29 protein-coding genes are annotated in these 24,827 nt (G+C 75.0%); 18 read left to right on the top strand and 11 right to left on the bottom strand.

The genetic code is table 11. From position 1 onward, the window contains the following. Nucleotides 1–88 precede the first annotated feature (88 nt). Nucleotides 89–1,153 carry an AbrB family transcriptional regulator gene (locus tag DQ237_RS09760; protein WP_113799631.1) on the top strand — a complete coding sequence of 355 codons (1,065 nt, stop codon included), beginning with the start codon at nt 89–91 and terminating at the stop codon, nt 1,151–1,153. Nucleotides 1,154–1,156: 3 nt separating this feature from the next. Here DQ237_RS09760 and DQ237_RS09755 read toward each other — a convergent pair whose 3' ends face one another. Continuing rightward, nucleotides 1,157–1,732 (bottom strand): AAA family ATPase, encoded by a 576-nt coding sequence (locus DQ237_RS09755; RefSeq protein ID WP_166509560.1) that lies wholly within the window; start codon nt 1,730–1,732, stop codon nt 1,157–1,159. Between the two features lie 30 nt (nt 1,733–1,762). Here DQ237_RS09755 and DQ237_RS09750 point away from each other — a divergent pair, with 30 nt between their 5' ends. Then, nucleotides 1,763–2,071, top strand: a complete 309-nt coding sequence (locus DQ237_RS09750; protein WP_240619544.1) for a hypothetical protein — start codon at nt 1,763–1,765, stop codon at nt 2,069–2,071. 10 nt (nt 2,072–2,081) lie between these two features. Here DQ237_RS09750 and DQ237_RS09745 read toward each other — a convergent pair whose 3' ends face one another. Continuing rightward, nucleotides 2,082–2,561 carry a type II toxin-antitoxin system PemK/MazF family toxin gene (locus DQ237_RS09745; RefSeq protein ID WP_113799627.1) on the bottom strand — a complete coding sequence of 160 codons (480 nt, stop codon included), beginning with the start codon at nt 2,559–2,561 and terminating at the stop codon, nt 2,082–2,084. A gap of 194 nt (nt 2,562–2,755) precedes the next feature. Here DQ237_RS09745 and DQ237_RS09740 point away from each other — a divergent pair, with 194 nt between their 5' ends. Beyond that, a complete protein-coding gene (locus DQ237_RS09740) occupies nt 2,756–2,953 on the top strand; it encodes a hypothetical protein (protein ID WP_113799625.1) in 198 nt (65 codons plus the stop codon). Between the two features lie 10 nt (nt 2,954–2,963). Here DQ237_RS09740 and DQ237_RS09735 read toward each other — a convergent pair whose 3' ends face one another. Continuing rightward, nucleotides 2,964–3,389, bottom strand: coding sequence for a VOC family protein (locus DQ237_RS09735; protein WP_113799623.1), 426 nt, complete (start codon nt 3,387–3,389; stop codon nt 2,964–2,966). A gap of 31 nt (nt 3,390–3,420) precedes the next feature. Further along, nucleotides 3,421–4,044: an MSMEG_1061 family FMN-dependent PPOX-type flavoprotein gene (locus DQ237_RS09730; protein WP_240619543.1), complete on the bottom strand. Its 624-nt coding sequence runs from the start codon at nt 4,042–4,044 to the stop codon at nt 3,421–3,423. Nucleotides 4,045–4,084: 40 nt separating this feature from the next. Between DQ237_RS09730 and DQ237_RS09725 the strand changes: the two genes are divergently transcribed. Then, on the top strand, nt 4,085–4,474 hold the full coding sequence (locus tag DQ237_RS09725) for a thioesterase family protein (RefSeq protein ID WP_113799621.1): 390 nt from the start codon (nt 4,085–4,087) through the stop codon (nt 4,472–4,474). Between the two features lie 7 nt (nt 4,475–4,481). Here DQ237_RS09725 and DQ237_RS09720 read toward each other — a convergent pair whose 3' ends face one another. Together DQ237_RS09720 and DQ237_RS09715 are read right to left on the bottom strand one after the other, a co-directional pair. Beyond that, nucleotides 4,482–5,144, bottom strand: a complete 663-nt coding sequence (locus DQ237_RS09720; protein ID WP_113799619.1) for a 1-acyl-sn-glycerol-3-phosphate acyltransferase — start codon at nt 5,142–5,144, stop codon at nt 4,482–4,484. Nucleotides 5,145–5,241: 97 nt separating this feature from the next. After that, a complete protein-coding gene (locus tag DQ237_RS09715) occupies nt 5,242–5,580 on the bottom strand; it encodes an ANTAR domain-containing protein (protein ID WP_113799617.1) in 339 nt (112 codons plus the stop codon). Between the two features lie 191 nt (nt 5,581–5,771). Between DQ237_RS09715 and def the strand changes: the two genes are divergently transcribed. Beyond that, nucleotides 5,772–6,329, top strand: coding sequence for a peptide deformylase (gene def, locus DQ237_RS09710; RefSeq protein ID WP_113799616.1), 558 nt, complete (start codon nt 5,772–5,774; stop codon nt 6,327–6,329). A 12-nt stretch (nt 6,330–6,341) separates the two neighbouring features. Here the strand turns inward: def and DQ237_RS09705 are convergent, their stop codons facing one another. After that, the gene (locus DQ237_RS09705; protein WP_113799614.1) at nt 6,342–6,884 is read right to left on the bottom strand and encodes a hypothetical protein; all 543 of its coding nucleotides are present in this window, start codon (nt 6,882–6,884) and stop codon (nt 6,342–6,344) included. A gap of 101 nt (nt 6,885–6,985) precedes the next feature. Here DQ237_RS09705 and DQ237_RS09700 point away from each other — a divergent pair, with 101 nt between their 5' ends. The 3 genes from DQ237_RS09700 (at nt 6,986) to DQ237_RS09690 (ending at nt 9,078) form a co-directional block, all read left to right on the top strand. Beyond that, nucleotides 6,986–8,164 carry a glucose-1-phosphate adenylyltransferase family protein gene (locus DQ237_RS09700; protein WP_113799613.1) on the top strand — a complete coding sequence of 393 codons (1,179 nt, stop codon included), beginning with the start codon at nt 6,986–6,988 and terminating at the stop codon, nt 8,162–8,164. 40 nt (nt 8,165–8,204) lie between these two features. Further along, complete coding sequence (locus DQ237_RS09695) at nt 8,205–8,486, top strand: tetratricopeptide repeat protein (protein WP_113799611.1); 282 nt, start codon at nt 8,205–8,207, stop codon at nt 8,484–8,486. Between the two features lie 100 nt (nt 8,487–8,586). Next, nucleotides 8,587–9,078, top strand: coding sequence for an FKBP-type peptidyl-prolyl cis-trans isomerase (locus DQ237_RS09690; RefSeq protein ID WP_113800076.1), 492 nt, complete (start codon nt 8,587–8,589; stop codon nt 9,076–9,078). Between the two features lie 12 nt (nt 9,079–9,090). Here the strand turns inward: DQ237_RS09690 and DQ237_RS09685 are convergent, their stop codons facing one another. Then, the gene (locus tag DQ237_RS09685) at nt 9,091–9,642 is read right to left on the bottom strand and encodes a histidine phosphatase family protein (protein ID WP_113799609.1); all 552 of its coding nucleotides are present in this window, start codon (nt 9,640–9,642) and stop codon (nt 9,091–9,093) included. A gap of 63 nt (nt 9,643–9,705) precedes the next feature. Here DQ237_RS09685 and DQ237_RS09680 point away from each other — a divergent pair, with 63 nt between their 5' ends. After that, a complete protein-coding gene (locus DQ237_RS09680; RefSeq protein WP_113799607.1) occupies nt 9,706–10,497 on the top strand; it encodes an oxidoreductase in 792 nt (263 codons plus the stop codon). Nucleotides 10,498–10,501: 4 nt separating this feature from the next. Here the strand turns inward: DQ237_RS09680 and DQ237_RS09675 are convergent, their stop codons facing one another. Both DQ237_RS09675 and DQ237_RS09670 read right to left on the bottom strand, forming a co-directional pair. Then, the gene (locus DQ237_RS09675) at nt 10,502–10,762 is read right to left on the bottom strand and encodes a hypothetical protein (protein WP_113799606.1); all 261 of its coding nucleotides are present in this window, start codon (nt 10,760–10,762) and stop codon (nt 10,502–10,504) included. Between the two features lie 17 nt (nt 10,763–10,779). Beyond that, nucleotides 10,780–11,628, bottom strand: coding sequence for an HAD family phosphatase (locus DQ237_RS09670; RefSeq protein ID WP_113800074.1), 849 nt, complete (start codon nt 11,626–11,628; stop codon nt 10,780–10,782). Between the two features lie 126 nt (nt 11,629–11,754). Here DQ237_RS09670 and ssd point away from each other — a divergent pair, with 126 nt between their 5' ends. The 7 genes from ssd (at nt 11,755) to DQ237_RS09635 (ending at nt 16,658) form a co-directional block, all read left to right on the top strand. After that, complete coding sequence (gene ssd, locus DQ237_RS09665) at nt 11,755–12,822, top strand: septum site-determining protein Ssd (protein WP_240619542.1); 1,068 nt, start codon at nt 11,755–11,757, stop codon at nt 12,820–12,822. Then, nucleotides 12,819–13,958 (top strand): TadA family conjugal transfer-associated ATPase, encoded by a 1,140-nt coding sequence (locus tag DQ237_RS09660; RefSeq protein ID WP_113799604.1) that lies wholly within the window; start codon nt 12,819–12,821, stop codon nt 13,956–13,958. Before ssd ends, DQ237_RS09660 begins: the two co-directional genes overlap by 4 nt. Next, the gene (locus DQ237_RS09655; RefSeq protein ID WP_113799603.1) at nt 13,955–14,749 is read left to right on the top strand and encodes a type II secretion system F family protein; all 795 of its coding nucleotides are present in this window, start codon (nt 13,955–13,957) and stop codon (nt 14,747–14,749) included. Before DQ237_RS09660 ends, DQ237_RS09655 begins: the two co-directional genes overlap by 4 nt. Continuing rightward, on the top strand, nt 14,746–15,474 hold the full coding sequence (locus tag DQ237_RS09650) for a type II secretion system F family protein (RefSeq protein WP_113799601.1): 729 nt from the start codon (nt 14,746–14,748) through the stop codon (nt 15,472–15,474). The genes DQ237_RS09655 and DQ237_RS09650 overlap by 4 nt, the downstream gene beginning before the upstream one ends. A gap of 115 nt (nt 15,475–15,589) precedes the next feature. After that, nucleotides 15,590–15,922, top strand: coding sequence for a DUF4244 domain-containing protein (locus tag DQ237_RS09645; protein WP_113800068.1), 333 nt, complete (start codon nt 15,590–15,592; stop codon nt 15,920–15,922). Nucleotides 15,923–15,924: 2 nt separating this feature from the next. Next, nucleotides 15,925–16,311 carry a TadE family type IV pilus minor pilin gene (locus DQ237_RS09640; protein ID WP_240619541.1) on the top strand — a complete coding sequence of 129 codons (387 nt, stop codon included), beginning with the start codon at nt 15,925–15,927 and terminating at the stop codon, nt 16,309–16,311. After that, nucleotides 16,308–16,658, top strand: coding sequence for an Rv3654c family TadE-like protein (locus DQ237_RS09635; RefSeq protein WP_205730150.1), 351 nt, complete (start codon nt 16,308–16,310; stop codon nt 16,656–16,658). Before DQ237_RS09640 ends, DQ237_RS09635 begins: the two co-directional genes overlap by 4 nt. A gap of 3 nt (nt 16,659–16,661) precedes the next feature. Here DQ237_RS09635 and DQ237_RS09630 read toward each other — a convergent pair whose 3' ends face one another. Next, on the bottom strand, nt 16,662–19,136 hold the full coding sequence (locus DQ237_RS09630) for a DEAD/DEAH box helicase (protein WP_240619540.1): 2,475 nt from the start codon (nt 19,134–19,136) through the stop codon (nt 16,662–16,664). 198 nt (nt 19,137–19,334) lie between these two features. Here DQ237_RS09630 and DQ237_RS09625 point away from each other — a divergent pair, with 198 nt between their 5' ends. Together DQ237_RS09625 and topA are read left to right on the top strand one after the other, a co-directional pair. Continuing rightward, nucleotides 19,335–21,596 carry a sodium-translocating pyrophosphatase gene (locus DQ237_RS09625; RefSeq protein WP_113799598.1) on the top strand — a complete coding sequence of 754 codons (2,262 nt, stop codon included), beginning with the start codon at nt 19,335–19,337 and terminating at the stop codon, nt 21,594–21,596. Nucleotides 21,597–21,971: 375 nt separating this feature from the next. Beyond that, a complete protein-coding gene (gene topA / locus DQ237_RS09620) occupies nt 21,972–24,827 on the top strand; it encodes a type I DNA topoisomerase (protein ID WP_113799596.1) in 2,856 nt (951 codons plus the stop codon).

The raw sequence follows: 24,827 nt of genomic DNA, 5'->3' as shown, positions 1-24,827 counted from the left end.
GGGTGTTTCGCGGCTGCCCTCCCGCACGTGGCCCTGGGCACACCGGCAGAGTGTTCGCCGGCGACCGGAGCGGCGATCGGGGGACGGGGTGGGCGGCACGCCGGGTGCGCGGTTGCTCGACGTCGCGCTCGTCGTCGCCGGGGGGATCGCGGTGAGCGTCGCCGTCGCCCTGGCCGGACTGCCCTCGCCGGCGCTGTTCGGCGGGCTGATCGCCGGGCTGGTCCGGGCCCTGGCGGGCCGCACGGTCGCGCGGGTCCCGGAGGCCGCGGGGACCGCGGGTCAGGCGGTCATCGGGGTCTCCATGGGTGTGCTGGTCGATCCCGAGACGCTGCGCGCGGTGGCGTCGAACTGGCTGCCCGTCCTGCTGACGACGGTGGGCACGCTGGCGCTCAGCCTCCTCGCGGGGGCGGCGTTCCGGCTGCAGCGCGGCATCAGCCCGGTCACGGGGGCGTTCGCCATGATCGCCGGCGGAGCCAGCGGCATCGTGGTGATGGCCCGCGACCTCGGCGCCGACGAGCGCATGGTCGCGGTCCTCCAGTACCTGCGCGTCCTGCTCATCGTGCTGCTCATGCCGGTGGCGGCGACCGCGGTGTACGGCGCCGAGGCCGGATCCGGGGTGCTCGCCGACGCCGACGGGCCGGGCTGGCCGGCGGGCCTGGCCTTCACGGTCGGCTGCTCGGCGGTGGGCCTGGTCGTCGGGCGGCTGTTGCACGTGCCGGTCGCGGCCCTCCTGGGCCCCCTGGTCGCCGGCGCCGTCGCCGACCTCACCGGGCTCTCGCACGGCGCCGAGGTGCCCGGGCTCGTGGAGAGCGCGGCCTTCCTCGTGATCGGTCTGCAGGTCGGCGTGAGCTTCACGCGCGCCAGCCTCGCCACGATCGGCCGGGCGCTCCCGCTGGCGCTCGCCGTCATGGGTGCGCTCGTCCTCGCCTGCGCCGGGCTCGGTGCCGTGCTGGCCGGGATCACCGGCGCCAGCGCTCTCGACGGCTACCTGGCGACGACGCCCGGCGGGCTCTACGCGGTGCTCGCCACCGCTCGCGACGCCGGAGCCGACACGACGTTCGTGCTGGCGGTCCAGGTGCTGCGGCTGTTCGTGATGCTGTTCAGCGCGCCGCTCGTGGCCCGGTGGCTGCGGAGGCCGCGACCGGACGCGTGACGGTCACGGAAGGCCGAGCAGCCGGAGCAGCTCCGTTCCGATCTCGGTCACCGGCCGTGCGGCGTCCACGCGCAGGTAGTCGCCCTCGGGCCACGGTTCATAGGCCGCTGCCCGTGCGGTCACCTGGTCCCAGGTGGGTTCGGCAACGTGCGCCAGCCCCCGCTGCCGCGCCGCCAGCCGCCGGCGGTGCTCGGCCTCGTCGCCCAGCTCGAGGAGGACGAAGACGGGCGTGATGCCCCGCCGGGCCACCATCCGCCACGTGGCGCGGGCAGGCTCGCTGTCGTTCACCGCGTCGACGACGACGGAGCGCCCGAGCGCCAGGTTCTGCTCGGCCACCGCTCGCGCTGCCTCGTACGCCGCGATCCCCGTCGTGCGGGAACGCGGGAGCCCGGCCCCGAGCAGCGCGTCCTCGATCTGGTCGATGGACACCTGCACCCAGCCGCACCGGACGGCGAGCTCGTGGGCCACCGCCGTCTTCCCGGTGCCGGGCAGCCCCGAGACGACGACGAACACCGGCTCACCGTGCCCTGCGGCGCCCCCGAGCACCAGCGCAGCCCCCTCGCCCGGGTGCCGAGCCACCTGACGACCGGCCGCTCCCGGCCTACTCTCGTGGGTCGGCGCACGAGCGGGAGGAGACCGGAGCTGTCCGAGGAGAACGCGGCCGCCGCAGAGCACGACACGGAGGGCGACACCGAGGACTCGGTGCTGCTCTTCATCGGCGGGCCCCTCGACGGGAGGGTGCAGATCCGGGAGGCGCGGCACGGTGATCCGCTCCCGACGGTGACGCACGTGCACCTGCACGGTGGCCCCAAGGTGGTCCACCGCTACGACCTGGAGCCGCTCAGCGACGGTGTCGGTGTCTACAACCTGCGGCCGCCGGTGCGGCGGCCCGCGCGGGACGAGTCGGTCGCCGACTGACCGCGCGCCGTCACCAGCCCTGGATGCGCCGGGCCTCGGCGACGACGCGATCGAAACGGGCGCGGTCCAGCGCCGCTCCTTCCCGGCGCACGGTCGCGGGATCGAGCACGAGCAACCGGTCCAGCCGTACCTCGCTCGGACGCCCGCGGGAGTCCCAGACCCCGCTGCCGATGTCGGTCCACGTGCGGCCGTGTCGCGCCTCGTCGGCGGCGTCCCGGTCGTGGTCCTTGCTGGTCAGGATCAGCCCCAGCAGCTGGTTCCCGCGCCGGCCGATGACCAGGACCGGGCGGTCCTTCCCCCTGCCGTCACCCTCGTCGTAGGGGACCCAGGCCCAGACGACCTCACCGGGATCGGGGCGACCGTCGTCGCGGGGTCGGTAGTCGAGGTCGGGTCCTGTCGACCCGGGTGCCGGGGCGGCTGCTCGGCGCAGCCCGAGCAGCCGGCCGAGCGCGCGCGCCGCGGTCCGACCGAGCCGCGTCTGGTTCGCCATGCGCAGGACGGTACGGAGTGCGGTCGGAGCCGGCGCGGGTCGCGGACTGCTGCCTCAGGTCACGCAACAGTCACTGCTCGTCACACGTGACCCATCGACACCAATTGGTCACACTCAGGGTTGGCGTTGCCGAAAGGGGGGCACCATGTCCGCACGGGGGCGCGTGGCGGCTCTCCCCGGAGAAGGGGGTCTCCATGACGTCGGCCGAGCCGGTACGCCCCGCTGTCCCGCGGGCGCGTGAGATCAAGGCGAGCGTGCTCGCCGCGTTCCAGCTCGTCGAGGACGCGCGCTATCTCGGCACCGACCGCAGACCCCGGCGGGAACGCGTCCGCCAGATGGCCGCGCGCACCGTGGCCGACCGCAAGCTCGCCCGGGACCTCCGCGCCAGCTGAGGGGCCCGCCTCAGGCCACGCAGAACTCGTTGCCCTCCGGGTCCGCGAGCGTCACCCACGTGGAGGGGCCCTGCGCACCTCGCCACAGCTCACGCGCGCCGAGACCGACCAGCCGTGCGACCTCGGCCTCCTGCCGGTCGGCCCCGACCCGCACGTCGAGGTGCAGCCGGTTCTTGACGGTCTTGGCCTCCGGCACCAGCTGGAACAGCACCCGCGGCCGGCCGGGCTCGGGTGAGGTCAGCGCTGCGCCGGTCCTCCAGACCAGAGCGCCGCGATGCGTCGTGGTGGCCGCCTCGGGCACGGCGCCCGACTCCACCATGCGGCGGATGAAGGCCTCGTCCTGCGGCTCGACCTGCCAGCCGAGCGCCTCGGCCCACCAGTCGGCGAGCGCATGAGGGGAGGAGCTGTCGACCACGATCTGCACGTCGAAGGGCATGGTCGCAGGCTAGGGGCGCCCACCGACAGAACTAGAGCTCCTCGCTCAGCGCCGCCCGCATCACCGCGTCGTCGGTGGTGATCGTGGTGTCCTCGCAGTGCGCGCGCAGCACCGTGCCGAACGACGGGTAGGTCGAGCGGTCCGCCCGGCGCTCGGGATCCCACAGCCCGGACCGCATGACCGACTTGGGGCACTGGAAGTACGCCTTGGTCACCCGCAGCACCAGCACCGAGAGCGGCTTCTTCCCGAACTCGGTGAAGTCCGCTCCCAGGTCGTCGGGGCCCACGACCGACGCCGTCCCGTACACGCGCAGCGTCTCGTCGAACCCGGGGACGAGGAACATCAGGGCCGCCCGTGGGTTCTCCGCCAGGTTGCGGAGGCTGTCGATCCGGTTGTTGCCCACCCGGTCGGGCAGCGCCAGCCGGTGCTCGTCGAGCACGTGCACGAACCCCGGCGCCCCACCGCGCGGGGAGACCTCCGGCCAGCCGTCGGCCGACGCGGTCGAGAGCGTGGCGAACGGGGAGAGCGCGATGAAGTCGCGGCAGTAGGTGTCGAGGAAGCCGATCTCCTTGTCCAGCACGCGCTGCGACGGCGACCGGTAGGCGTCCAGCGCATCCGGGGCGACCTGCTCGATCGGCTGGAGATCGGGATCCACGCCCAGACCGTAGACGGCGCTCCGGCTACCGTTCTGCCCCGTGCCCGAGGTCTGGAGCTCCCCCGTCCGCTACGTCGAGTGCGACCAGCAGGGGGTCGTCTTCAACGCCCACTACCTGACCTGGGCCGACGAGGCGTCCAACGGGTGGTGGGCCTCGCAGGGGTTCGAGTGGGACGAGCTGGTCGCCCGCGGGGTGGACCCGGTGGTCAAGGCCAGCGCACTGGAGTGGTCGTCGTCCGCCCGCTGGGGCGACACCGTCGCCGTCGACGCCGAGACCGAGAAGGTCGGCCGCACCAGCGTCACGGTCCGCTTCACCGTGCGCGTGGACGAGCGGGTGTGCTGCGTCGTGCGCACCACCTACGTGTCGGTCGCCGACGGTCGCCCGCAGCCCTGGCCCGACGACGTGCGGGCGCGGCTCACCGACGGCTGACGCCCGCTCACGCCACCTCGGGGGCGTCCCAGCCGGCCTTCTCCTGGCCGGAGAGCTCGGCGATCGCCAGCATGATCCGGTCGGTCGCCGCACGCCGCGCCCGGCCGTTGCCCGCCTTCCCGCGGAGATCGGGGAAGGTCAGCGGGGTGCCGAAGGTGACCGACACGGGCACCGGACGCGGCCAGCGCGCACCGATGGGCTGCACCCGGTCGGTCCCGGCGACCGCCACCGGGACGACGGGGCAGTCCGCGGTGAGCGCCAGCCAGGCGACACCGGTCTTCCCGCGGGCCAGCCGGCCGTCACGCGACCGCGTTCCCTCCGGGTAGATGCCGAACCCGCCGTCCTGCTGGAGCACGGTGAGCGCCGTGTCCAACGCGGCCTGCGCGGCACGATGGGTCTCCCGCTCGACCGGCAGGGCCCCGAGCGCGGTGAACAGGGTGCGGGTGAACCAGCCGGCGATCCCGGACCCGGTGAAGTACTCGGCCTTCGCCAGGTAGGCGACCCGGCGCGGTGCCACCGTCGGGATGACGATGCTGTCGATGAACGACAGGTGGTTGCTGGCGAAGATGACCGGACCCTGCAGCGGCACGTTCTCCCGACCGGTCACGTGCGGGCGGAACAGCAGCCAGAACAGCGGCCGGACGACGAACCTGGCGAGGACGTAGAACATCCGGGCTCCCTCCTCGGCGGCCCGTGCGCGGCCCGCCGCACGGCTCGCTCGCGATCCTGCCGGAGGACTCCCACCCGCTGCCCGGCGGGCCGGACGGTCAGCCCGGCCGCTGCGCGGGCGGGCAGGCGTCGCGCAGGATCGCGGCCAGGTCCGCGGGCAGTCGGGTGCGGCCGGTCGCCGACGCGACGAGCGCCTGGGCGACGTCGCGGACCTTCCGGTGGGTGTGGCTGGAGATGTGCGCCAGCAGGTCGAACGAGCCGTCCTCGCCGCAGTTGGTCAGCAGCATGAGCACGCCCTTGGCCTGCTCGATCACCGCGCGGCTGGCCATCGCCGTGCGCAGCTGGGCGACCTCCGCCTCCAGCGCGCGGCAGCGCTCGGCAGCGGCATCGGTGGGGTCCTGGTGGACCTGGGGGGTGGAGAGGACGGTGGAGGACATGGCCGGGCTCCCGGTGGGAGGCGTACCGCAGGGCGGCAGATCGAGACCGCCGGTTGTTGGACGGCCTCGGTCACCGGCCCTCCGGGGCCGGTCGCTGGCGATGACCGGACAGTACGACGTGTGGTGCCGGACCGCAGCCCCACCCGCTCGGACTGTCGAGGGGACGTCGGCGGTCCCTAGGATCGGCTCCCATGCGCCTGTTCGGCCGTTACGACGGCGTCGCCCGGCCGATCGTCACCTACGGCAGCAACCCGGTCCTGCACCGCCGCTGCACCGAGGTCACGGCCTTCGACGAGGGACTCCGGCGGCTGGTCCTCGACATGTTCGCCAGCATGGAGGCCGCCGACGGCGTCGGGCTCGCGGCCAACCAGATCGGCGTCGACGCCCGGGTGTTCGTCATCGACTGCCCGGACGCGGACGGCCGCGACGTCATGGGCTACGTCGTCAACCCCGTCCTCACGGTGCTGGAGCCTCGGGACGGGGAGCCCGCCGAGGAGCTGGACGAGGAGGGATGCCTCTCGGTGCCCGGCCCCTACGCCGAGCTGAGCCGGGCGTTCCGGGCCCGCGTCGACGGCGTGGACACGGCGGGGAAGCCGGTGTCGATCGAGGCCACCGGGATGGCCGCCCGCTGCCTGCAGCACGAGGTCGACCACCTCGACGGCACCGTCTACGTCGACCGGCTCCCCGCCGAGCTGCGCGAGCGGTTGCTGGCCGAGGCGGCCGGCCCCGGGGGAGATCTCCCCGCCTGAGCTCCGCGCGGGTCAGCGGCGGGGCGGCGCGGACGCGGCCAGCTCGAGACGGACCAGCTCGGTGAAGGACGCGGTCGTCAGGTAGACCTGGCCGTCGAGGTCGGCCACCTTGTCCTCCGTGCCGGCGCGCACCGCCGAGTGCACCCGGTCCGCCGCGAGGACGATCTGCCCGACCGCGGCCGTGGCCGCATCGGAGGCCACCAGGGGCATGCGGGTGCGCAGCGCCATCAGGCGCAGCGAGCCGCGGCGGACGTCCGCGGCTGCGTCCGACACGCTCTCGGTGGAGCCCAGCACTCCGGCGTGCGTGCCGCGACGGGCCTGGAGGTAGGCGTCCACCGCGTGGTCGAACTCGGTCACGACGTCGAACACCTGGTGGTAGAGCTCGAGGCGACGGTCCAGCAGCCACTGCTCGTGCGCCGAGCGGCGTCGCCAGCGCTCGAGGACGAGCACGACCGTGGCCGCCACCAGGGCGGAGACCAGGGTGGCAGAGCCGGTCACGATCGCCGTGGTCCAGTTCGGCGGGGCGGCGAGGGCGGGCAAGGCGTCGTCGAGCACGCCGGGATGGTGCCTGCTCGAGCGTGCGCGCCGTGCGCACACACGCCGGACGGTTCCGCGGACGACGGGTGTGCGCCGTCGGGGACGGGTAGCGGGAGGCCATGGCGCTCCCCAAGGTCCTCGTGCTGGTGCTCGCCGGTGGCAAGGGCAACCGGCTGGAACTGCTCACCGAACAACGGGCCAAGCCGGCCGTCCCGTTCGCCGGGGTCTACCGGCTGATCGACTTCCCCCTGTCGAACTGCCAGCACTCCGCGATCGCCGACGTCTGGGTGTCGGTGCAGTACCAGCCGCAGTCGGTCAACGAGCACCTGGCCAACGGCCGGCCGTGGGACCTGGACCGCACCACCGGCGGGATGATGATGCTGCTGCCGTTCCAGGGCAGCGAGCGCGGCGGGTTCACCGAGGGCACCGCCGACGGCCTGTGGCGGCAGAGCGAGCTCGTCCGGCAGTTCGACCCCGACGCGCTCGTGGTGGTCAGCGCGGACGCGGTCTACAAGCTGGACTACAGGGAGGTCGTCGACGCCCACCTGGGCTCCGGCGCCGAGGTCACCATGGTGACCACCGAGGTGGCGGCCGACGACGCCTCGCGCTACGGGATCGTCGAGGTCGGGGAGGGCGGCCGGGTGACCTCCTACGCCTACAAGCCCGACGACCCGGCGACGACGACCGCCACCAACGAGGTGTTCGTCTTCTCGCCGGAGTCCACCCTCGACCGGCTGGAGGCGTTGAGCCGCGAGGCGGGCGAGGACGGGCTGGAGGACCTCGGGGACTCCCTGCTCCCGGCCCAGACGAAGGACGGTCTGGCCCGTGCCTACCCGCTGAACGGCTACTGGCGCGACGTCGGCACCATCGACTCCTACTGGCGCACGCACCGCGAGTTCCTGGACGAGGACCCGCCGCTGGACCTCGACGACCCGAACTGGCCGGTGCACACCCGGGGTGGTCGGCACAGCGCTGCCCGCGTGCTCGACGACGGGCAGATCGAGAACAGCCTGCTCTCCGGGGGGACCAGGGTGTCCGGGAACGTGCGGGGATCGGTGCTCTCGCCGGGCGTCGTGGTGGAGCGTGGCGCGACCGTCGTCGACTCGGTGCTGCTGCGCGGGGTGCGGGTCCGGTCCGGGGCAACGGTCACCCGGGCGGTGCTCGACGACAACGTCGAGGTGGGGTCCGGGGCCTCGGTCGGCGGCGACGGCGAGATCACCCTCGTCGGGCGCGAGGCGCGGATCGCCGACGGGACCGGGCTGGCGGCGGGCGCCCGGTACCCCGACCCGGAGGACTGAGCACGGGAAGCGGTCGGAGGCGGGCCGCGTTGCAGCCGCCATGACCCGGGAGTTCGAGCTCGACCTGCACTCGGAGTTCCTCCGCGCCGACCTCTTCCTGAACATGGGCCAGCCGGCCGAGGCCGCCCGCATCATGCAGGCCGTCGTCGACGCCGAGCCGCGCAACGAGGCGGCGCTGGAGCTGCTGTCCCGCGCCTACTTCGGTTCCGCGCAGCTGGCGCGCGCCGAGGAGTCGCTGAGCCGGCTGGTCGAGCTGGCACCGGCGAACGGCTGGGCGCGGCGGGCGCTGGCCCGCACCCTCGAGCGGCTCAGCCGCGCGTAGGAGGCGGCGGCGCACCACCGCATGGCCGACGCGCTCGGCGCCGAATGAGCACCGACCGTGGCGTCCGGGGGGCGCCGGTCCCTCTGGGAGCATGGCGGGCATGACCCGCCGCACCGTGCCCGGGGCGCTCCTCGCGCTCTCCCTGCTCCTCCCGCTCTCCGCCTGTGGTGATGACGACCCGGCGGCCTCGAGCGGTTCGTCGGAGATCAGCACCGACCTCGGCACCGCGCCGAAGGTCCCGGCGTCGGACGGGAAGGTGCCCACGGAGCTGGTCATCGACGACGTGGTGGTCGGTGACGGCGAGGAGGCCGTCGGGGGCAGCACCGTCGAGGTGAAGTACGTGGGTGCCTTCTACGAGACGGGCAAGGAGTTCGACTCCTCCTGGAGCCGCGGGGAGGACGAGACCCTGCCCGTGCAGCTCGGCTCCGGCATGGTCATCGACGGCTTCGACCAGGGGATCACCGGCATGAAGGAGGGCGGCCGGCGCTCGGTCACCATTCCCAGCGAGCTCGGCTACGGGCCGCAGGGGCAGGGCCCGATCCCTGGCGACGCCACCCTCGTCTTCGTCATCGACCTGGTCGACGTCAGCTGACGGCGCGCTCGGTCACTCGCAGATCTCCAAGCGGGTGACCGAGCCGTTGTGCGGCGTGACCGCCGGCATCGCGTCGGGCCCGAGCCCGGCCACGACGGCCTGGACGGCGCGGATCGTGTCGCCGTGGGTGACCAGGGCGACGACGTCCGCCGGGGGGTCCGCGCAGAGCTGACCCAGGAATGCCGCCACCCGGGCGTGCAGCTCGGCGAGGCTCTCGCCGCCCTCGGCCGACCAGTGGGCGTCGGTCCAGTCGACGACGTCCCAGAGCTCGTGCGACGGCCTGCCCTCGAGCACGCCGTACCCCTGCTCGCGCAGCGCCGGCGTCGTCGAGACGGTCAGCCCGGTCGCGCGGGCGCAGTGCTCGGCGGTCTGCAGCGCGCGCACGAGGTCGCTGGAGATCAGCGCGCCGGGCCTCAGCTCGGCCAGCTGGGCGGCGGCCATCTCCGCCTGGGTGTGGCCCAGCGGGGTGAGCGGCACGTGGGCCGTCTGGCCCTGCATGCGGCCCTCGGCGTTCCACTGGCTCTGCCCGTGACGGACCAGCAGCAACGTGATCATGTGGGCCATGGCAGGAGGCACTGTAGGGCAGGGGCCTGCGGAGCGGGGGTGCGCGCCTCGTACCGTCGTGGTGTGAGCATCCCCGTCCGTCCCGGCGCCGCGCGCCCCGCCGTCCGCCCGGGTACGCCCGATCCGCTGGCCCCGCTGCTCGACCTGCCGGGGGTCCGGGACGCCGCGCACGACGCCCGGCACGGCATCGACCGGCTGCTGGGCCACAAGGTCCTGCGCCGGGAGTCGGCGGGCGTGAGCATCGAGTCGGCGCTGCGCGGGGCCCGCGCCTCCGCCGCGCTGGCCGGCGTCGAGGTTCCCCTGGCCGAGCTGCGGGCCGGTTCGGTGGACGACCCGGTCGTGCAGGGCGCGCTCCGGACCTCGGCCGGGCTGGGCTCGATGATGGAGACCTGGCCCAGGGCGCCGGGGCAGGTGCTCGCCCGGCTGCACGTGCTGGCTGCGGCGGACCTCGCCGACCAGGCGGCGCTGGGCCGCCCCGGCGCGCACGCCGGTCCGCGGCTGTCGGGGCTGTTCTCGCTGGTCACCGGCACGTCGACCGCCGTCCCGGCGGTGATCGTCGCCGCGCTCGTGCATGGCGAGATCGCCGCGCTGGCGCCGTTCGGGGTGGCCGACGGCGTCGTCGCGCGGGCCGCTGCGCGCTTGACGATCATCACGCGGGGCCTGGACCCCAAGGCGGTCTCGGTGCCCGAGGTCGGCTTCCTCCACCTGGGCCGGGACGCCTACGGCGAGGCGCTGGCCGGCTACGCGGCGGGCACGCCCGAGGGCCTGGCCGCGTGGCTCGTGCACTGCTGCCGGGCCACCGAGCACGGCGCCCTCGAGGGGCTGGCGATCTGCGAGAGCCTGCTCCGCGGCTGACCCGTCAGTGGGGCGCGAGCCCCAGTCCGACCATCGCGACCACGGTGACGGCGCCGGCTCCGAGGGCGGCGGCCGGCAGCCAGGCGCCGGTCGCGGCGGCGGTGCCCACGGCCGTGATCCCGGCGACCCAGGGCCCCGCGCGCGACACGAACAGGCCGGTGCGCTGCCTCGGGGTGGGGGAGCTCATCCGGGCCGCGTGACCGAACACGGCCGCGGTGCCGCAGACGGCCAGCACCGCCAGCCAGGCCAGGACGACGATCAGCACGTCGGCCGGGAGACCGGTCAGGCGCCGCGGCGACGACGGCGGCCGGGAACCGGCGCCGGACCGTCGGCACCCAGCAGACCGGCGCGCGCTGCGCGGTGCCGGGCGTACCAGGCCAGGCCGACGACGGCGGCGCCGACACCGACCGCTGCACCGGTGACCACCGGGGTCGACGGCGTGGCGAAGCGGGACCGGATGGTCACCGGCCGCTCGAAGCGCAGCACCGGCCAGCCCCGCTCCAGAGCGGCCTTGCGCAGCCCGCGGTCGGGGTTCACCGCGGTGGGGTGCCCGACGACCGACAGCAGCGGCAGGTCGGTGATGGAGTCGCTGTAGGCGTAGCAGTCGGCCAGGTCGTAGCCGCCCTCGGCGGCCAGCCTGCGCACGGCCTCGGCCTTGTTCTCGCCGTAGGCGTAGAACTCGATGTCGCCGGTGTAGCGGCCGTCCTGGACGACCAGCCGGGTGGCGACGACGCGGTCGACGCCGAGCATCTCACCGATCGGCTCGACCATCTCCGCGCCGCTGCTGGAGACGATGACGATCTCTCGGCCGGCGGCGCGGTGCTCCTCGATCAGGTCTGCGGCCTCGGCGTAGACCAGCGGGTCGACGATCTCGTGCAGCGTCTCGCGGACGATGTCGTGCACCACGGCGGCGTCCCAGCCGGTGACCATGGCGGTGAGCTGCGCGCGCAGCCGGTCCATCTGCTGCTCGTCGGCGCCGGCCAGGGAGAAGACGAACTGGGCGTAGGCGGACTTGAGGACGGCGCGCCGGTTGATCAGCCCGCCCTGGAAGAAGGGCCGGCCGAAGGCGAGCGCGCTGGACTTGGCGATGACCGTCTTGTCCAGGTCGAAGAACGCAGCGGAGCGCGTCACGTCGGTCACGGTAGCTGGATCGGCAGGTCGGCGATCTTTCTGGACCGGTTTCCACACCCCTCGGGGTGATCCACAGTTGCGCTGTCACCGTGGCGCTGATCCGGCCTCCCGGGGTGGGGTCGGTGCGTGCTGCCGACCTCGCCCGACTCTCCTGCCCGCCCGCTCGTCGTCAGCGCCGACGAGGACCTGCTCGACGAGGTCCTCCGGCTGCTCGCGGCGGCCGGCACGGTGGCCGAGCGTGCCGCCGGTGGGCCGGCGTTGCGGCGGGCCTACCGGGATGCCCCGTTGGTCCTGGTCGGTGCCGACGCCCTGGGCTCGGGCGCGCTCCGCTCGCTGCCGCGGCGTCCCGGGGTCGTCGTCGTGACCGCCGGGGAGCTCCCGGCAGCGGAGTGGGCGGCCGCGGTCGAGCTGGGCGCGGAGCGGGTGGCGGTGCTTCCGGCCGAGGAGTCGTGGCTGCTGGCCCGGTGCGCCGCGGCGGTGCGTGCGCCCGTGGAGCGCGGGCCGCTGGTGGCCGTCGGCGGCGCGTGCGGCGGCGCGGGGGCGAGCACGCTCGCGGCGGGGGTGGCGCTGGCGGCCGGGGGAGCCGTCCTGGTCGACGCCGACGTCTGGGGCGGCGGGCTGGACCTCCTGATGGGTGCGGAGCTGGCCGAGGGGCTGCGCTGGCCGGACCTGGTGGGTCTGCGGGGCAGGGTGGCCGGCGAGGCGCTGGTCGCGGCCCTGCCGGAGGCGGCGGGCGTGCCGCTGCTCGCCGCCGACCGCGAGCAGGCGGTGCCGGTGCCTGCCGAGGCGCTGACCGCGGTGGTGGACGCGGCACGGGCGACCGGCCGGCCGGTGGTCGTGGATCTCCCACGCCCCGGTGCCGCCGGACCCGATCCCGGCGCGCGTGCCGTCCTGGCCGACGCGGACGCGGCGTTGCTCGTGGTCCCCGCCCGGCTGCGCTCGGCGTCGGCCGCTCGCCTCCTCGTCAGCGCCGAGGGGTCGCCGTGGTCGACGGCGTCCCTCGTCGTCCGGACGTGCCCCGGTGGCCTCGGCGTCGACGACGTCGCAGCGGTGGTGGGTCGCCCGGTGCTGGGGGAGCTGCCGCCCGACCGGGCCCTGGTGGCACGGGGCGAGCGGGGGCGGCCGCCGGCCGTGGGGGCACGGACGCCCCTCGGGGGTCTCGCGCGGCGGGTGCTCGCCGTCGCCCGCGGATGAGCGCCCCGTCGCTGCTGGACCGGGTGCGCGCCCGACTGGCCGCCGAGGACGCGGTGCCCTCGCGGGCGGGCGTCGCGGCCCTGGTGCGCGAGGAGGCCGGCGGGCTCCTCGGTGACGCCGACGTGCTGCTGGCAGTTCGTGACGCCGTCGACGAGCTGGCCGGTGCCGGGCCGCTGGAGGCGCTGGTGCGGCTGCCCGGGGTCACCGACGTCCTGGTCAACGGGCCGGACGAGGTCTGGCTGGACCGCGGCGCGGGCCTCGAGCCGGTCCCCGACGTCCGCTTCCCCGACGACGACGCGGTCCGTCGGCTCGCGGTCCGGCTCGCCGGCTCCGCCGGCCGGCGGCTGGACGACGCCTCGCCGTGGGTCGACGTCGGACTGCCCGACGGCACCCGGATGCACGCGGTGCTGCCGCCGGTGAGCGGGGGAGGCACCTGCCTCTCGCTGCGGGTGCTGCGGCGGTGCTCCCGGTCGCTGGACGAGCTGGCCGCGCGGGGCACGCTGCCGGGGGAGAGCGGGTTCCTGCTCCGGGCGGTCGTCGCACGGCGGCTGGCGTTCCTCGTCACCGGCGGCACCGGCTCCGGCAAGACCACGCTGCTCTCGGCACTGCTGGGGGCGGTTCCGGCCGGGGAGCGGCTGCTGCTCTGCGAGGACGCCCCCGAGCTGACCCCCTCCCACCCCCACGTCGTGCGGCTGCTGACCCGGCCGGCCAACGTCGAGGGCGCTGGTGCGGTCTCCTTGCGCGACCTGGTCCGGCAGGCGCTGCGCATGCGGCCGGACCGGCTGGTCGTCGGCGAGGTGCGCGGGGCCGAGGTGGTCGACCTCCTGGCTGCGCTCAACACCGGGCACGACGGCGGCTGCGGCACCCTGCACGCCAACCGGCCCACCGAGGTGCCCGCACGGTTGGAGGCCCTGGGCGTGGCCGCGGGGCTGGGCCGTGCCGCGGTGCACAGCCAGGCTGCCGCGGCGCTGCACGTCGTGGTCCACCTGCGCCGTGGCCCGGCGGGTCGCCGGGTGGACGAGATCGGCCTGCTGCGCCGGACGGGCGAGCTCGTGGTCGTCGAGCCGGCCTGGCGGGCCGACGGCGGCCCGTGCCCCGCCGGCGACGCGCTGCGCCGGCTGCTGGATCCGTCGTGATCGGGGCGCTGCTGGCGGCGGCCGGCTCCCTGGTGGTGTGGCCGGGCGGCCGGGTCGTCGTCCGCGACCGGCTGGCCCGGGTCGCGGGTGCCGATGGCCGGCACCCCGCTCGACGCCGGCCGCCGCTCCCGCTGGTCGCGGCGATGGCGGCCGGCGGTGCCACGGCTCTGCTGAGCACGGCGCTGGTCGCGGGTCTCGCCGCGGGGTGCGCGGCGGTGGCCGCCCGTGGCTGGCAGGAGCGGGCCCGGCGGGCAGCGGCCGCCGCGCGACTGGCCGCGCTCACCGAGGCGCTCGCTGCCCTCGCCGCGGAACTGCGCGCCGGTCGGGCGCTGGAGGAGGCGGTGCGGAGCGCCGCCGTCGACTGCCCGGATCGCGACTGCGCGGCGGCGCTCGTCCGCGCCGTCCTCGCCCCGCAGCCGGAGGGGAGCCCGGCGGCGGCGGACGCCGACGGGACGGCGTCGGCGCTCGACCGGCTGTCGGCAGCGGTGTCGCTCAGCTCGCGCACCGGGTGTTCGCTGGCGGCCGTCGTCTCCGCGGTGGAGGACGACCTCCGCGATCGGCAGCGACGCGCCCGCGAGCTGCTGGTGGCCACGGCCGGTCCCCGGGCGAGCGCCCGGCTCCTCGCCGGCCTGCCGCTGCTCGGGCTCGCCATGGGCAGCGGGGTCGGCGCCGACCCCTGGCACGTGCTGACCCGTACCGGGACGGGTCAGGTCCTCCTGGTGGTCGGCGTCGTGCTGGAGGCGGCCGGCATCGCCTGGACCGGCCGGCTCGTCCGCGGGATCGGGCGATGACGTCCGCGCTGCCGCTGCTGCTGATCGCCGCGGCGGTCGCGCTGTGGGCGCCGGGCTCGGCCGTCGTCGGCGCGCGGGCGCGTCGTGTGCTGCTGCCGGACGCCCGGGGGGAACCGGGCAACAGTGCCTCCAGGAGTCTGCTGCGACGCCGCCTGCTCGCGGCAGGGGCGGGACTGGCCGCGGGCCTGCTGCTGGGCGGGATGACCGGTCTCTGTGCCGCGGTCGTCGTCGCCGGGGTCGTCGAGCGGATGCTCCGGTCGGCGGATCCCGACGAGGACGCCATCGAACGGTCGGCACTGGTCCGCGAACTACCGGCCGCCTGCGAGCTGCTCGCCGCCTGCCTGTCCGCGGGGCTGCCCCTGACCGGGGCGCTGTCCGCGGTGGGTGCGGCTGTTCCCGGCCCGCTCGGCCGGCGGCTTCGGGGCGTCGCGGCGCTGTCCCGCATGGGTGCAGAACCACGCCGGGCGTGGGCCGACCAGCCCGCCGAGCTGGCCGGGCTGGCGCGTGCGCTGGTCCGGGCGGGAGAGTCGGGGGCGGCCGCCGTGCCGGCTCTGCGCACCCTCGCCACGGACATCCGCGCCACCGCCCGCGCGGAAGCGCAGGCAGCGGTGCAACGGGCCGGGATCCGGGTGCTGGCGCCGCTCGGGCTGTGCTTCCTGCCGGCCTTCGTCTGCCTGGGCGTGATTCCGCTCGTGCTCGGGATCGCCGGCGACGTCTTCGGCTGAGCCGTCCACAGCCGCCGGGGTCCTCCACAGATCCCGCTGCGTCCTGGGAACCGGTCGCCGCCGGCTCGACGCTGGAGTGCACCGCCCCGTCGGGGCCTCGATGCAGGAGGACGCCATGCCCACCACGGTCATTCCCGAGCCGGCCACCACGCAGCCGGCCACCACGCAGCCGGCCACCACGCAGCCGGCCACCACGCAGCCGGCCACCACGCAGCCGGCCACCACGCAGCCGGCCACCACGCAGCCGGCTTCCGAGCCGTCTCTCCCCGGGCGCTGGGCCCGGTTGCGCGCGGTGGCCGGGGAGGCGGGCATGAGCACCGCCGAGTACGCCGTCGGCACGGTCGCCGCCTGCGCCTTCGCGGCCGTCCTCTACCGCGTGGTGTCCGGCGACTCGATCGTCAGCGGCCTCACCGAGCTGGTCGACCGCGCCCTCGCCACCCTGTCCTGAGCGTGCGCCCTGTCCGGAGCGTGCGTCGGCCGGGGCTGCGCGGGCAGGCGGGGATGGTCACCGCGGAGACCGCGGTCGTCCTTCCCGTGCTGCTGCTGGTGCTCGCCGGGGCCGTCGCCGCGATCACGGTCGTCGGCGCCCAGCTCCGCTGCGTGGACGCCGCGCGGGAGGCTGCGCGGGCGGCTGCCCGCGGCGAGGAACCCGCCGCGGTCACCGCGTGGGCGGGCCGAGCCGGACCGCCCGGGGTTCGCACGGAGGTCGCCACCACCGGCGACGAGGTGCTCGTGACCGTCTCGGCGGAGATCGCGCCCCTGGGTCCGCTGCCCTGGCGGGTGACCGTGTCCGCTCGTGCCGTCGCCGGGCAGGAGCCGGGAGGGCCGTCCGGGTGAGGGACGAGCGGGGTTCGGCCACCGTGTGGGTGCTGGCCCTGTCAGCGGTGCTGGTCCTCGTCGCTGCCGCGGCGGTGGTGGTCGGTCTCGGGATGGCGACCCGCCACCGCGCCGGTTCGGCCGCCGACCTGGCCGCGCTCGCCGCCGCGAGCGCAGCCGTCACGGGGGATCCGGACCCGTGCGCGCGGGCGGGCGAGGTCGCCGAAGCCAACGGTGGGCACCTGTCGGCCTGCCACGTCGAGCCGGGGTCGGTCGTCGCCGTGCAGGTCCAGGTCGCCCTCTCCCTCGGGCGGCTCGGGACCCACTCCGCCGTCGCCCGTGCCCGCGCCGGCCCCGTGCCCCCGTGACCGTCAGAAGACGAGCTCGTCCTCGTCCTCGTCGGCGGTCGGGTGGTCCGCGCTCGTTGCGGGCTGCTCGGCCGGCTCGACGTCAGCGACCACGTTCCGGGTGCTCGCCTCGGCGGCGGCCAGCTCGTCGAGGACGGCGTCCAGCACCCGGACCGCACCCGCCTTGTCCAGCGGGTCGTTGCCGTTGCCGCACTTGGGCGACTGCACGCAGGAGGGGCAGCCGCTCTCGCACTCGCAGCTGGCCACGGTCGCCCGGGTCGCCTGCAGCCATCGGCGGAGAGCGGCATACCCGCGCTCGGAGAAGCCCGCGCCGCCGGGGTGGCCGTCGTAGACGAAGATCGCCGCCGTCCCGGTGTCGGGGTGCAGCGCGGTCGAGAGCCCGCCGAGGTCCCAGCGGTCGCAGGTGGCCAGCAGCGGCAGGATGCCGATCGCCGCGTGCTCGGCGGCGTGCAGCGAGCCCGGCAGCGCGGCGTCGTCGACGTCGGCCCGCTCCACCGCGCGGTGGTCCAGCGTCAGCCAGACCGCCTTGGTGCGCAGCTGGCGGGCGGGCAGGTCCAGCGGGAACTCGGCCAGCACCTCGCCGGTGCCGAGCCGTCGCCGCTGGTAGGCCACCACCTGGTTGGTCACGTCGACCACGCCGGTGTGGGCGGTGACCGCGCCCAGAGGCCTGGTCTGCTCGATCGAGACGATCGACAGGTCGGTCACGTCACGGGCGACCGTCGTCCAGTCCGGGCTCTCCGGGTGCACCACCGCGCACGCGTCCTCGACGTCGAACTCGTCGACGACGAACGTCTCGCCGCGGTGCACGTAGAGGGCGCCGTCGTGCACCGTGGCGTGCGCCGCCCCGCCGTCGACAGTGCCGAGCAGCCGTCCGGTGTCGGCCTCGATGATCGCGACCGGCTCGTCGCCGCTGCCCCGGATGTCGACGTCGGGTCGGCCCCGCCCGGTCCAGTACCAGCCGGTCGGACGCCGGCGCAGCTGCCCGGCCTCGACCAGCTCCTCGATCTGCGCCTCGGCGACCGCACCGCCGAAGTCGGCCAGGTCCTCCGGTCGCAGCGGGAGCTCCGAGGCCGCGCAGCAGAGCTGGGGCCCGAGCACGTAGGGGTTGGCGGGGTCGGTGACGGTGGCCTCGATCGGCCGGCCGAACACCGCGCGCGGGTGGTGGGCGAGGTAGTGGTCCAGCGGGTCGTCACGGGCCACGAACACCACCAGCGACTCCCGCTGCGCCCGCCCCGCGCGACCGGCCTGCTGCCACAGCGAGGCCAGCGTGCCGGGGTAGCCGGCGAGCACCACCGCGTCCAGGCCGGCGATGTCGATGCCGAGCTCCAGGGCGTTGGTGGTGGCCACGCCGAGCAGGTCACCGGTCGAGAGCGCCCGCTCCAGCTCACGCCGCTCCTCGGGCAGGTAGCCGCCGCGGTAGGAGTCCACCCGGCGGGCGAGGTCGCCCCGCCCCCGGTCCTGCAGCAGACGTCGGGCCTGGTCGGCCACCGACTCCGCGCTGCGGCGGGAGCGCACGAAGGCCAGGGTGCGCGCGCCCCGCTCGACCAGGTCGGCCAGCAGCCCGGCGGCGTCGGCGGCGGCCGACCGGCGCAGCGGCGCCCCGTGCTCGCCGGTCCGCTCAGTCAGCGGCGGCTCCCAGAGCGCGAAGGTGGCACCGGGGCGGGGCGACCCGTCGTCGGTCACGGCGACGACGTCCTCGCCGACCAGCCGGGTGGCGGCCGCAGCGGGATCGGCGACGGTCGCGGAGGCGAGGACGAAGACCGGGTCGGCGCCGTAGCGGCGGCAGATCCGCCGCAGCCGGCGCAGCACGTGGCCCACGTGCGACCCGAACACCCCGCGGTAGGCGTGGCACTCGTCGATCACCACGTAGGCCACCCGGCGCAGCGTGCTCGACCAGCGCTGGTGGGCCGGCAGGATCCCGCGGTGCAGCATGTCGGGGTTCGTCACGATCCAGCGCGAGTGCCGCCGGACCCAGTCGCGCTCCTCGGCGGGGGTGTCGCCGTCGTAGGGCGCGGGCCGCACCGAAGGGTCGGCGAGCTCCGCGACCGAGGCCAGCTGGTCGCGGGCCAGCGCCTTGGTCGGCGCCAGGTAGAGGACGCAGGCCCGCGGGTCCTCGGCCAGCTTCGTGAGCGCCGGGAGCTGGTAGGCCAGCGACTTGCCCGACGCGGTGCCCGTGGCCACGACGACGTGCCGCCCGTCGCGCGCGGTCTGCGCGGCGGCGACCTGGTGGGAGTACGGCGCCCGCACACCCCGGGCCACGAGCCGCTCGCGCAGCCCCGGCTCGACCCACTCCGGCCAGTCGGCGGTACGGCTCTCGCGCACCGGCAGGTGGTGCACGTGCGTGACCGGCTGCTCGTCCTCCGCCGTACCCGCGAGCAGAGCCTCGAGGAGCTCCCCGCCGGGCGGGACCGCGCCGCCCTCGGACCGGTCGTCCGTGCCGGGAGGGGGAGCCGACCGGACCGGGTGGAGCGTGGTCACGGGGTCCACTGTCACACCCCGGCGCAAGGTGCCGGTGGCCGGTCGGGGAAGGAGCGCGCGAAGCGGCCACCCAGAGTGTGATCTGGCTTACACTTCGCGCCGTCCCGCGGCCGGGAGCGACCGGCATCGGGACGCCGACCTCCGCCGTACCGGGGAGCAACGGCGCCACCCGGGCGGCCGCCGACGCCTGGAGGACCCATGCCCGACAGCTCCCTGTCCGGCGGGGAGACGGCGCTGGTCGCCGTCATCCTCGCCATCTCCCTGGCGGCCCTGGGCTTCGCCGCGTACCTGGTCCGGGCCGTCACGGCCGCGGGGCAGGGTACGGAGAAGATGCAGGACATCGCCCGAGCGGTGCAGGAGGGCGCGGCGGCCTATCTGCGACGGCAGTTCCGGACCCTGGGGCTGTTCGCCGTCATCGTGTTCGTGCTGCTGCTCGTGCTGCCGGTGGCCGACGGCGGGTGGGGCACGCGGGTCGGGCGCGCGGTCTTCTTCCTCGTCGGGGCCACCTTCTCGGCGCTGGTCGGCTTCATCGGGATGACGCTGGCCACCCGCGGCAACGTCCGGGTGGCCGCCGCGGCCCGCGACGGTGGCTACCAGCCGGCCTTCCGCATCGCGTACCGCACGGGCGGGGTGTGCGGGATGATCACGGTCGGGCTGGGGCTCTTCGGCGCGGCGCTGGCCCTCCTGCTCTTCGACGAGACCGCGCCGGTCGTGCTCGAGGGCTTCGGCTTCGGCGGGGCGTTGCTGGCGATGTTCATGCGCGTCGGCGGTGGCATCTTCACCAAGGCCGCCGACGTCGGGGCGGACCTCGTGGGCAAGGTCGAGGCGGGCATCCCGGAGGACGACCCCCGCAACGCCGCGACCATCGCCGACAACGTGGGCGACAACGTCGGGGACTGCGCCGGGATGGCCGCCGACCTCTTCGAGTCCTACGCCGTCACCCTGGTCGCCGCGCTGATCCTCGGGCAGGTCTTCTTCGGCTCGGTGGGCATGGTCTTCCCGCTGGTGGTCGCCGCGATCGGCGTCATCGCCTCCGTGGCCGGGATCCTGGCGACCCGCCCCGGCGCCGGCGACGGCAGCGGCCTGGCTCCGATCAACCGTGGGTTCTTCGTCTCCGCCGTCGTCTCCCTGCTGCTGGTCGCGGCCGCGGCCTTCACCGTGCTGCCGGGCGTGGGCGACGCCACCGACGACCTGCCGGTCAGCCCGCAGGTGCTCGGCTTCGTCGCGGTCCTCGTCGGCGTCGTGCTCGCCGCGGCGATCCAGCAGCTCACCGGCTACTTCACCGAGACCAGCCGCAAGCCCGTCCGGGATGTGGGTCGCAGCTCGCTGACCGGCCCCGCGACGGTCATCCTCTCCGGCATCTCGCTCGGGTTGGAGTCGGCGGTGTACGCCGCGGCGCTGATCGGGGCCGGGGTCTACGGCGCCTTCCTCATCGGTGGCGGAGCGGCCCTCTACGCCGTCGCGCTCGCCGGCTGCGGGCTGCTCACCACCGCCGGGGTCATCGTCTCCATGGACACCTTCGGGCCGGTCAGCGACAACGCGCAGGGGATCGCCGAGATGTCCGGCGACATCGACGGCGACGGCGCGCGGGTGCTGACCGACCTCGACGCCGTCGGCAACACCACCAAGGCGATCACCAAGGGCATCGCCATCGCGACCGCCGTCCTGGCCGCCACCGCCCTCTTCGGCTCCTACAACGCGCAGGTCGGGGTCGCCCTCGACGAGGCGGGCGCCTCGCTGGGCGACGCGTTCAGCCTGGTGAACCCGAACAACGTCGTCGGCGCGGTGCTCGGCGCGGCCGTGGTGTTCCTCTTCTCCGGCCTCGCCATCAGCGCGGTGTCGCGCGCGGCGGGGCGGGTCGTGTTCGAGGTGCGGGAGCAGTTCCGCACCCATCCCGGGATCATGACCTTCGCCGAGCGACCCGACTACGGCGCGGTCGTGGACATCTGCACCAAGGACTCGCTGCGGGAGCTGGCCACGCCGGGCCTGCTGGCGGTCCTCGCGCCGGTGGCCGTGGGCTTCGGGCTCGGCATCGGCCCGCTGGCCGCCTACCTGGTGGGCGCGATCGCGGCAGGGACCCTCATGGCGGTCTTCCTGGCCAACTCCGGCGGCGCCTGGGACAACGCCAAGAAGATGGTGGAGGACGGCGAGCACGGCGGGAAGGGCAGCGAGGCCCACGCGGCGACCGTCATCGGCGACACGGTGGGCGACCCGTTCAAGGACACCGCCGGCCCGGCGATCAACCCGCTGATCAAGGTGATGAACCTGGTGGCGCTCCTCATCGCGCCGGCGGTCGTCGGGCTGTCGGTGGGGGAGGACGCGAACACCGGCGTCCGGGTCGCCGTGGCGCTGGCGGCGCTGGCGGTCATCGTCGCCGCGGTCGTGGTGTCCAAGCGCCGCTCCGTCGTGGTGGGGGACACGACCGCGGACGAGGGTGCCCTGGCACGCAGCGCTCGCTGACCGGTCCACGCGGCGATCCTCGCGGCGGACGGCGGTCCGGAGGACCGCCGCCGGCATGCTGTGGACGGCGGCCGGCACTGTGGAAGGGCAACCGCCCAGGTGGCGCCCGAGGTGCATGCCGACCCACCCCTTGGCGGGACGTGCACTACCGACTGCGGGAACACCGGCGCAGCATCCTCGTTGGTCGGGGTGACGGCGCGCCCACGGAGGGTCGCGGTCGGCGCCCCGGTGCAGGGGTGGCTTACCGTGGCCCGCCGAGGGGCGTTCCGCGGTGGCGCCCGACCGGTCCCGGACCCCGGGGCCGACGCGCCGGGCTCCCGTGCCCGGGCAGGAGCGCCGCGCCCGCACCATCTCAGCACCACCGACAGGAGTCCCGTGCCCACGAAGACCACGCAGACCGAGACCGACCCGACGACGGACGGCGCCACCACGACGCCCGCCCGCCGGGGCTCGGCAGCGTCCGGCGGCAGGCCGCTGGTCATCGTCGAGTCGCCCACCAAGGCGAACAAGATCGCCGGCTACCTGGGCAGCGGCTACGTCGTCGAGGCCAGCGTCGGGCACATCCGCGACCTCCCCCGCAATGCCGCGGACGTCCCGGCCGAGCACAAGGGCGCGGCGTGGGCGCGCCTCGGGGTCGACGTCGACAACTCCTTCGAGCCGCTCTACGTGGTCAGCCCCGACCGCAAGCAGCAGGTCACCCGCCTCAAGCAGCTGGTCAAGAACGCCAGCGAGATCTACCTCGCGACAGACGAGGACCGCGAGGGCGAGGCCATCGCGTGGCACCTCATCGACACCCTCAAGCCGCGCGTCCCGGTGCGCCGGATGGTCTTCCACGAGATCACCCCCGAGGCGATCGCCCGCGCCGTCGCCAACCCCCGCGAGCTCGACACGCACCTGGTCGACGCCCAGGAGACCCGCCGCATCCTCGACCGCCTCTACGGCTACGAGGTCAGCCCGGTCCTCTGGAAGAAGGTCCTGCCCAAGCTCTCGGCCGGCCGCGTCCAGTCCGTCGCCACCCGCATCGTCGTGGAGCGCGAGCGGGAGCGGATGAACTTCCACTCCGCCGACTACTGGTCGCTGGAGGGCACCTTCGCCGTCCCCGGCAAGGCCGCCGGCGCCGACGAGGGCGAGCCGACGACGGTCCGCGCCAAGCTGGTCAGCGTCGACGACAGCCGGGTGGCCACCGGCAAGGACTTCGACGCCGCGACCGGTCGCGTCACCGGTGACGTCGTCCACCTCGACGAGGCCGGCGCCCGCGGCCTGGCGGCGCGGCTCGAGGGCCGCCAGGTCACCGTCAGCCGGGTCGACGAGAAGCCCTACCGGCGTCGTCCGTACGCCCCCTTCACCACCTCCACGCTGCAGATGGAGGCCGGCCGCAAGCTCGGCTGGTCCTCGGCGCAGACCATGCGGGTGGCCCAGCGGCTGTACGAGAACGGCCACATCACCTACATGCGTACAGACTCGACGAACCTGTCGCAGGAGGCCATCAACGCCGCCCGGCAGCAGGCCCGCGAGCTGTACGGCGACGCCTACGTCCCGGCCGAGGCCCGCCGCTACGCCAAGAAGGCCAAGGGCGCCCAGGAGGCGCACGAGGCGATCCGTCCCGCCGGTGACAGCTTCCGCACCCCGGGGCAGCTCGCCTCGGGCCTCGCCCGCGACGAGTTCCGGCTCTACGAGCTGATCTGGCAGCGCACGGTGGCCTCGCAGATGGCCGACGCCGTGGGCCAGACGGTCAGCGTCCGGCTCGCCGGGCGCAGCAGCACCGACGAGGCCGTGGAGTTCACCGCCAGCGGCCGCACCATCACGTTCCCCGGCTTCCTCCGCGCCTACGTCGAGTCCCGCGACGAGGGCGCGCAGAAGGACGGCGACGACGACCACGGCAGCGACGACGCCGAGCGCCGGCTGCCCCGCCTGGAGCGCGGGCAGCAGCTGGACACGCAGGCGCTCGACGCCAAGGGGCACACCACCCAGCCGCCGTCGCGCTACACCGAGCCGAGCCTGGTCGCGCGGCTGGAGGAGCTGGGCATCGGCCGGCCGTCGACCTTCGCCTCGATCATGCAGACCATCCAGGACCGCGGGTACGTCTGGAAGAAGGGCAACGCGCTGGTGCCCTCCTTCATCGCGTTCGCCGTCACCAACCTGCTGGAGCAGCACTTCGCGCAGCTCGTCGACTACGACTTCACCGCCTCGCTGGAGGAGGAGCTCGACGAGATCGCCGGCGGCACCCTGGGCCGGGTCGACTGGCTGACCGAGTTCTACTTCGGCGGCGAGGGCCGGCACGCCGGTGCCATCGCGCAGTCCGGTGGCCTCAAGCAGGTCATCGGCCAGCGGCTGGAGGAGATCGACGCCCGCGGCATCAACTCGATCCCGCTGCAGGCCACCTCACCCGACGGCAAGCCGGTCGTGGTCCGGGTCGGCCGCTACGGCCCGTACCTGCAGGCCGGCGGCGAGGAGGGTGCGCGGGTCAGCATCCCCGAGGACCTCGCGCCCGACGAGCTGACCACCGAGAGGGTGCGCGAGCTGCTCGAGGCGCCCTCGGGCGACCGGGAGCTCGGGACCGACCCGGAGTCCGGGCACCCGATCGTGGTCAAGGCCGGCCGTTACGGCCCGTACGTGACCACCGTCGTCCCCGAGGACAGCAAGGAGTCGCCGCGCACCGCGAGCCTGTTCTCCTCGATGTCGCCGGAGACGGTCACCCTCGAGGACGCGCTCAAGCTGCTGACCCTGCCCCGGACCGTCGGTACCGCACCGGACGGCGAGGAGATCCAGGCGCTGAACGGCCGCTACGGGCCCTATCTGAAGAAGGGCACCGACTCGCGGTCGCTCGACAGCGAGGACAAGCTCTTCACGACCACGCTGGACGAGGCGCTGGCGATCTTCGCCCAGCCCAAGCAGCGCGGCCGTGCCGCGGCGAAGGCGCCGCTCAAGGAGCTCGGTCCCGACCCGGTCACCCAGGGCGTGGTCACCGTGCGCGAGGGCCGGTTCGGCCCGTACGTGACCGACGGCGAGACCAACGCCAGCCTGCGCAAGGGCGACGACGTCGAGTCGATCACCATCGAGCGCGCCGCCGAGCTGCTGGCCGACCGCCGGGCCGCAGGCCCGGCCAAGAAGAAGAAGGCCGCGAAGAAGACGACGGCGAAGAAGACCGCGGCCAAGAAGACCACCGCCAAGACGACGGCGGCCAAGAAGACCACTGCGAAGAAGGCCGCCGACCCCGTGTCGGCCGGCTGA

Source organism: Blastococcus sp. TF02-8 (genome assembly GCF_003319175.1).
GTDB lineage: Bacteria > Actinomycetota > Actinomycetes > Mycobacteriales > Geodermatophilaceae > Blastococcus.
This window is presented reverse-complemented; position numbering and strand designations above follow the sequence as displayed.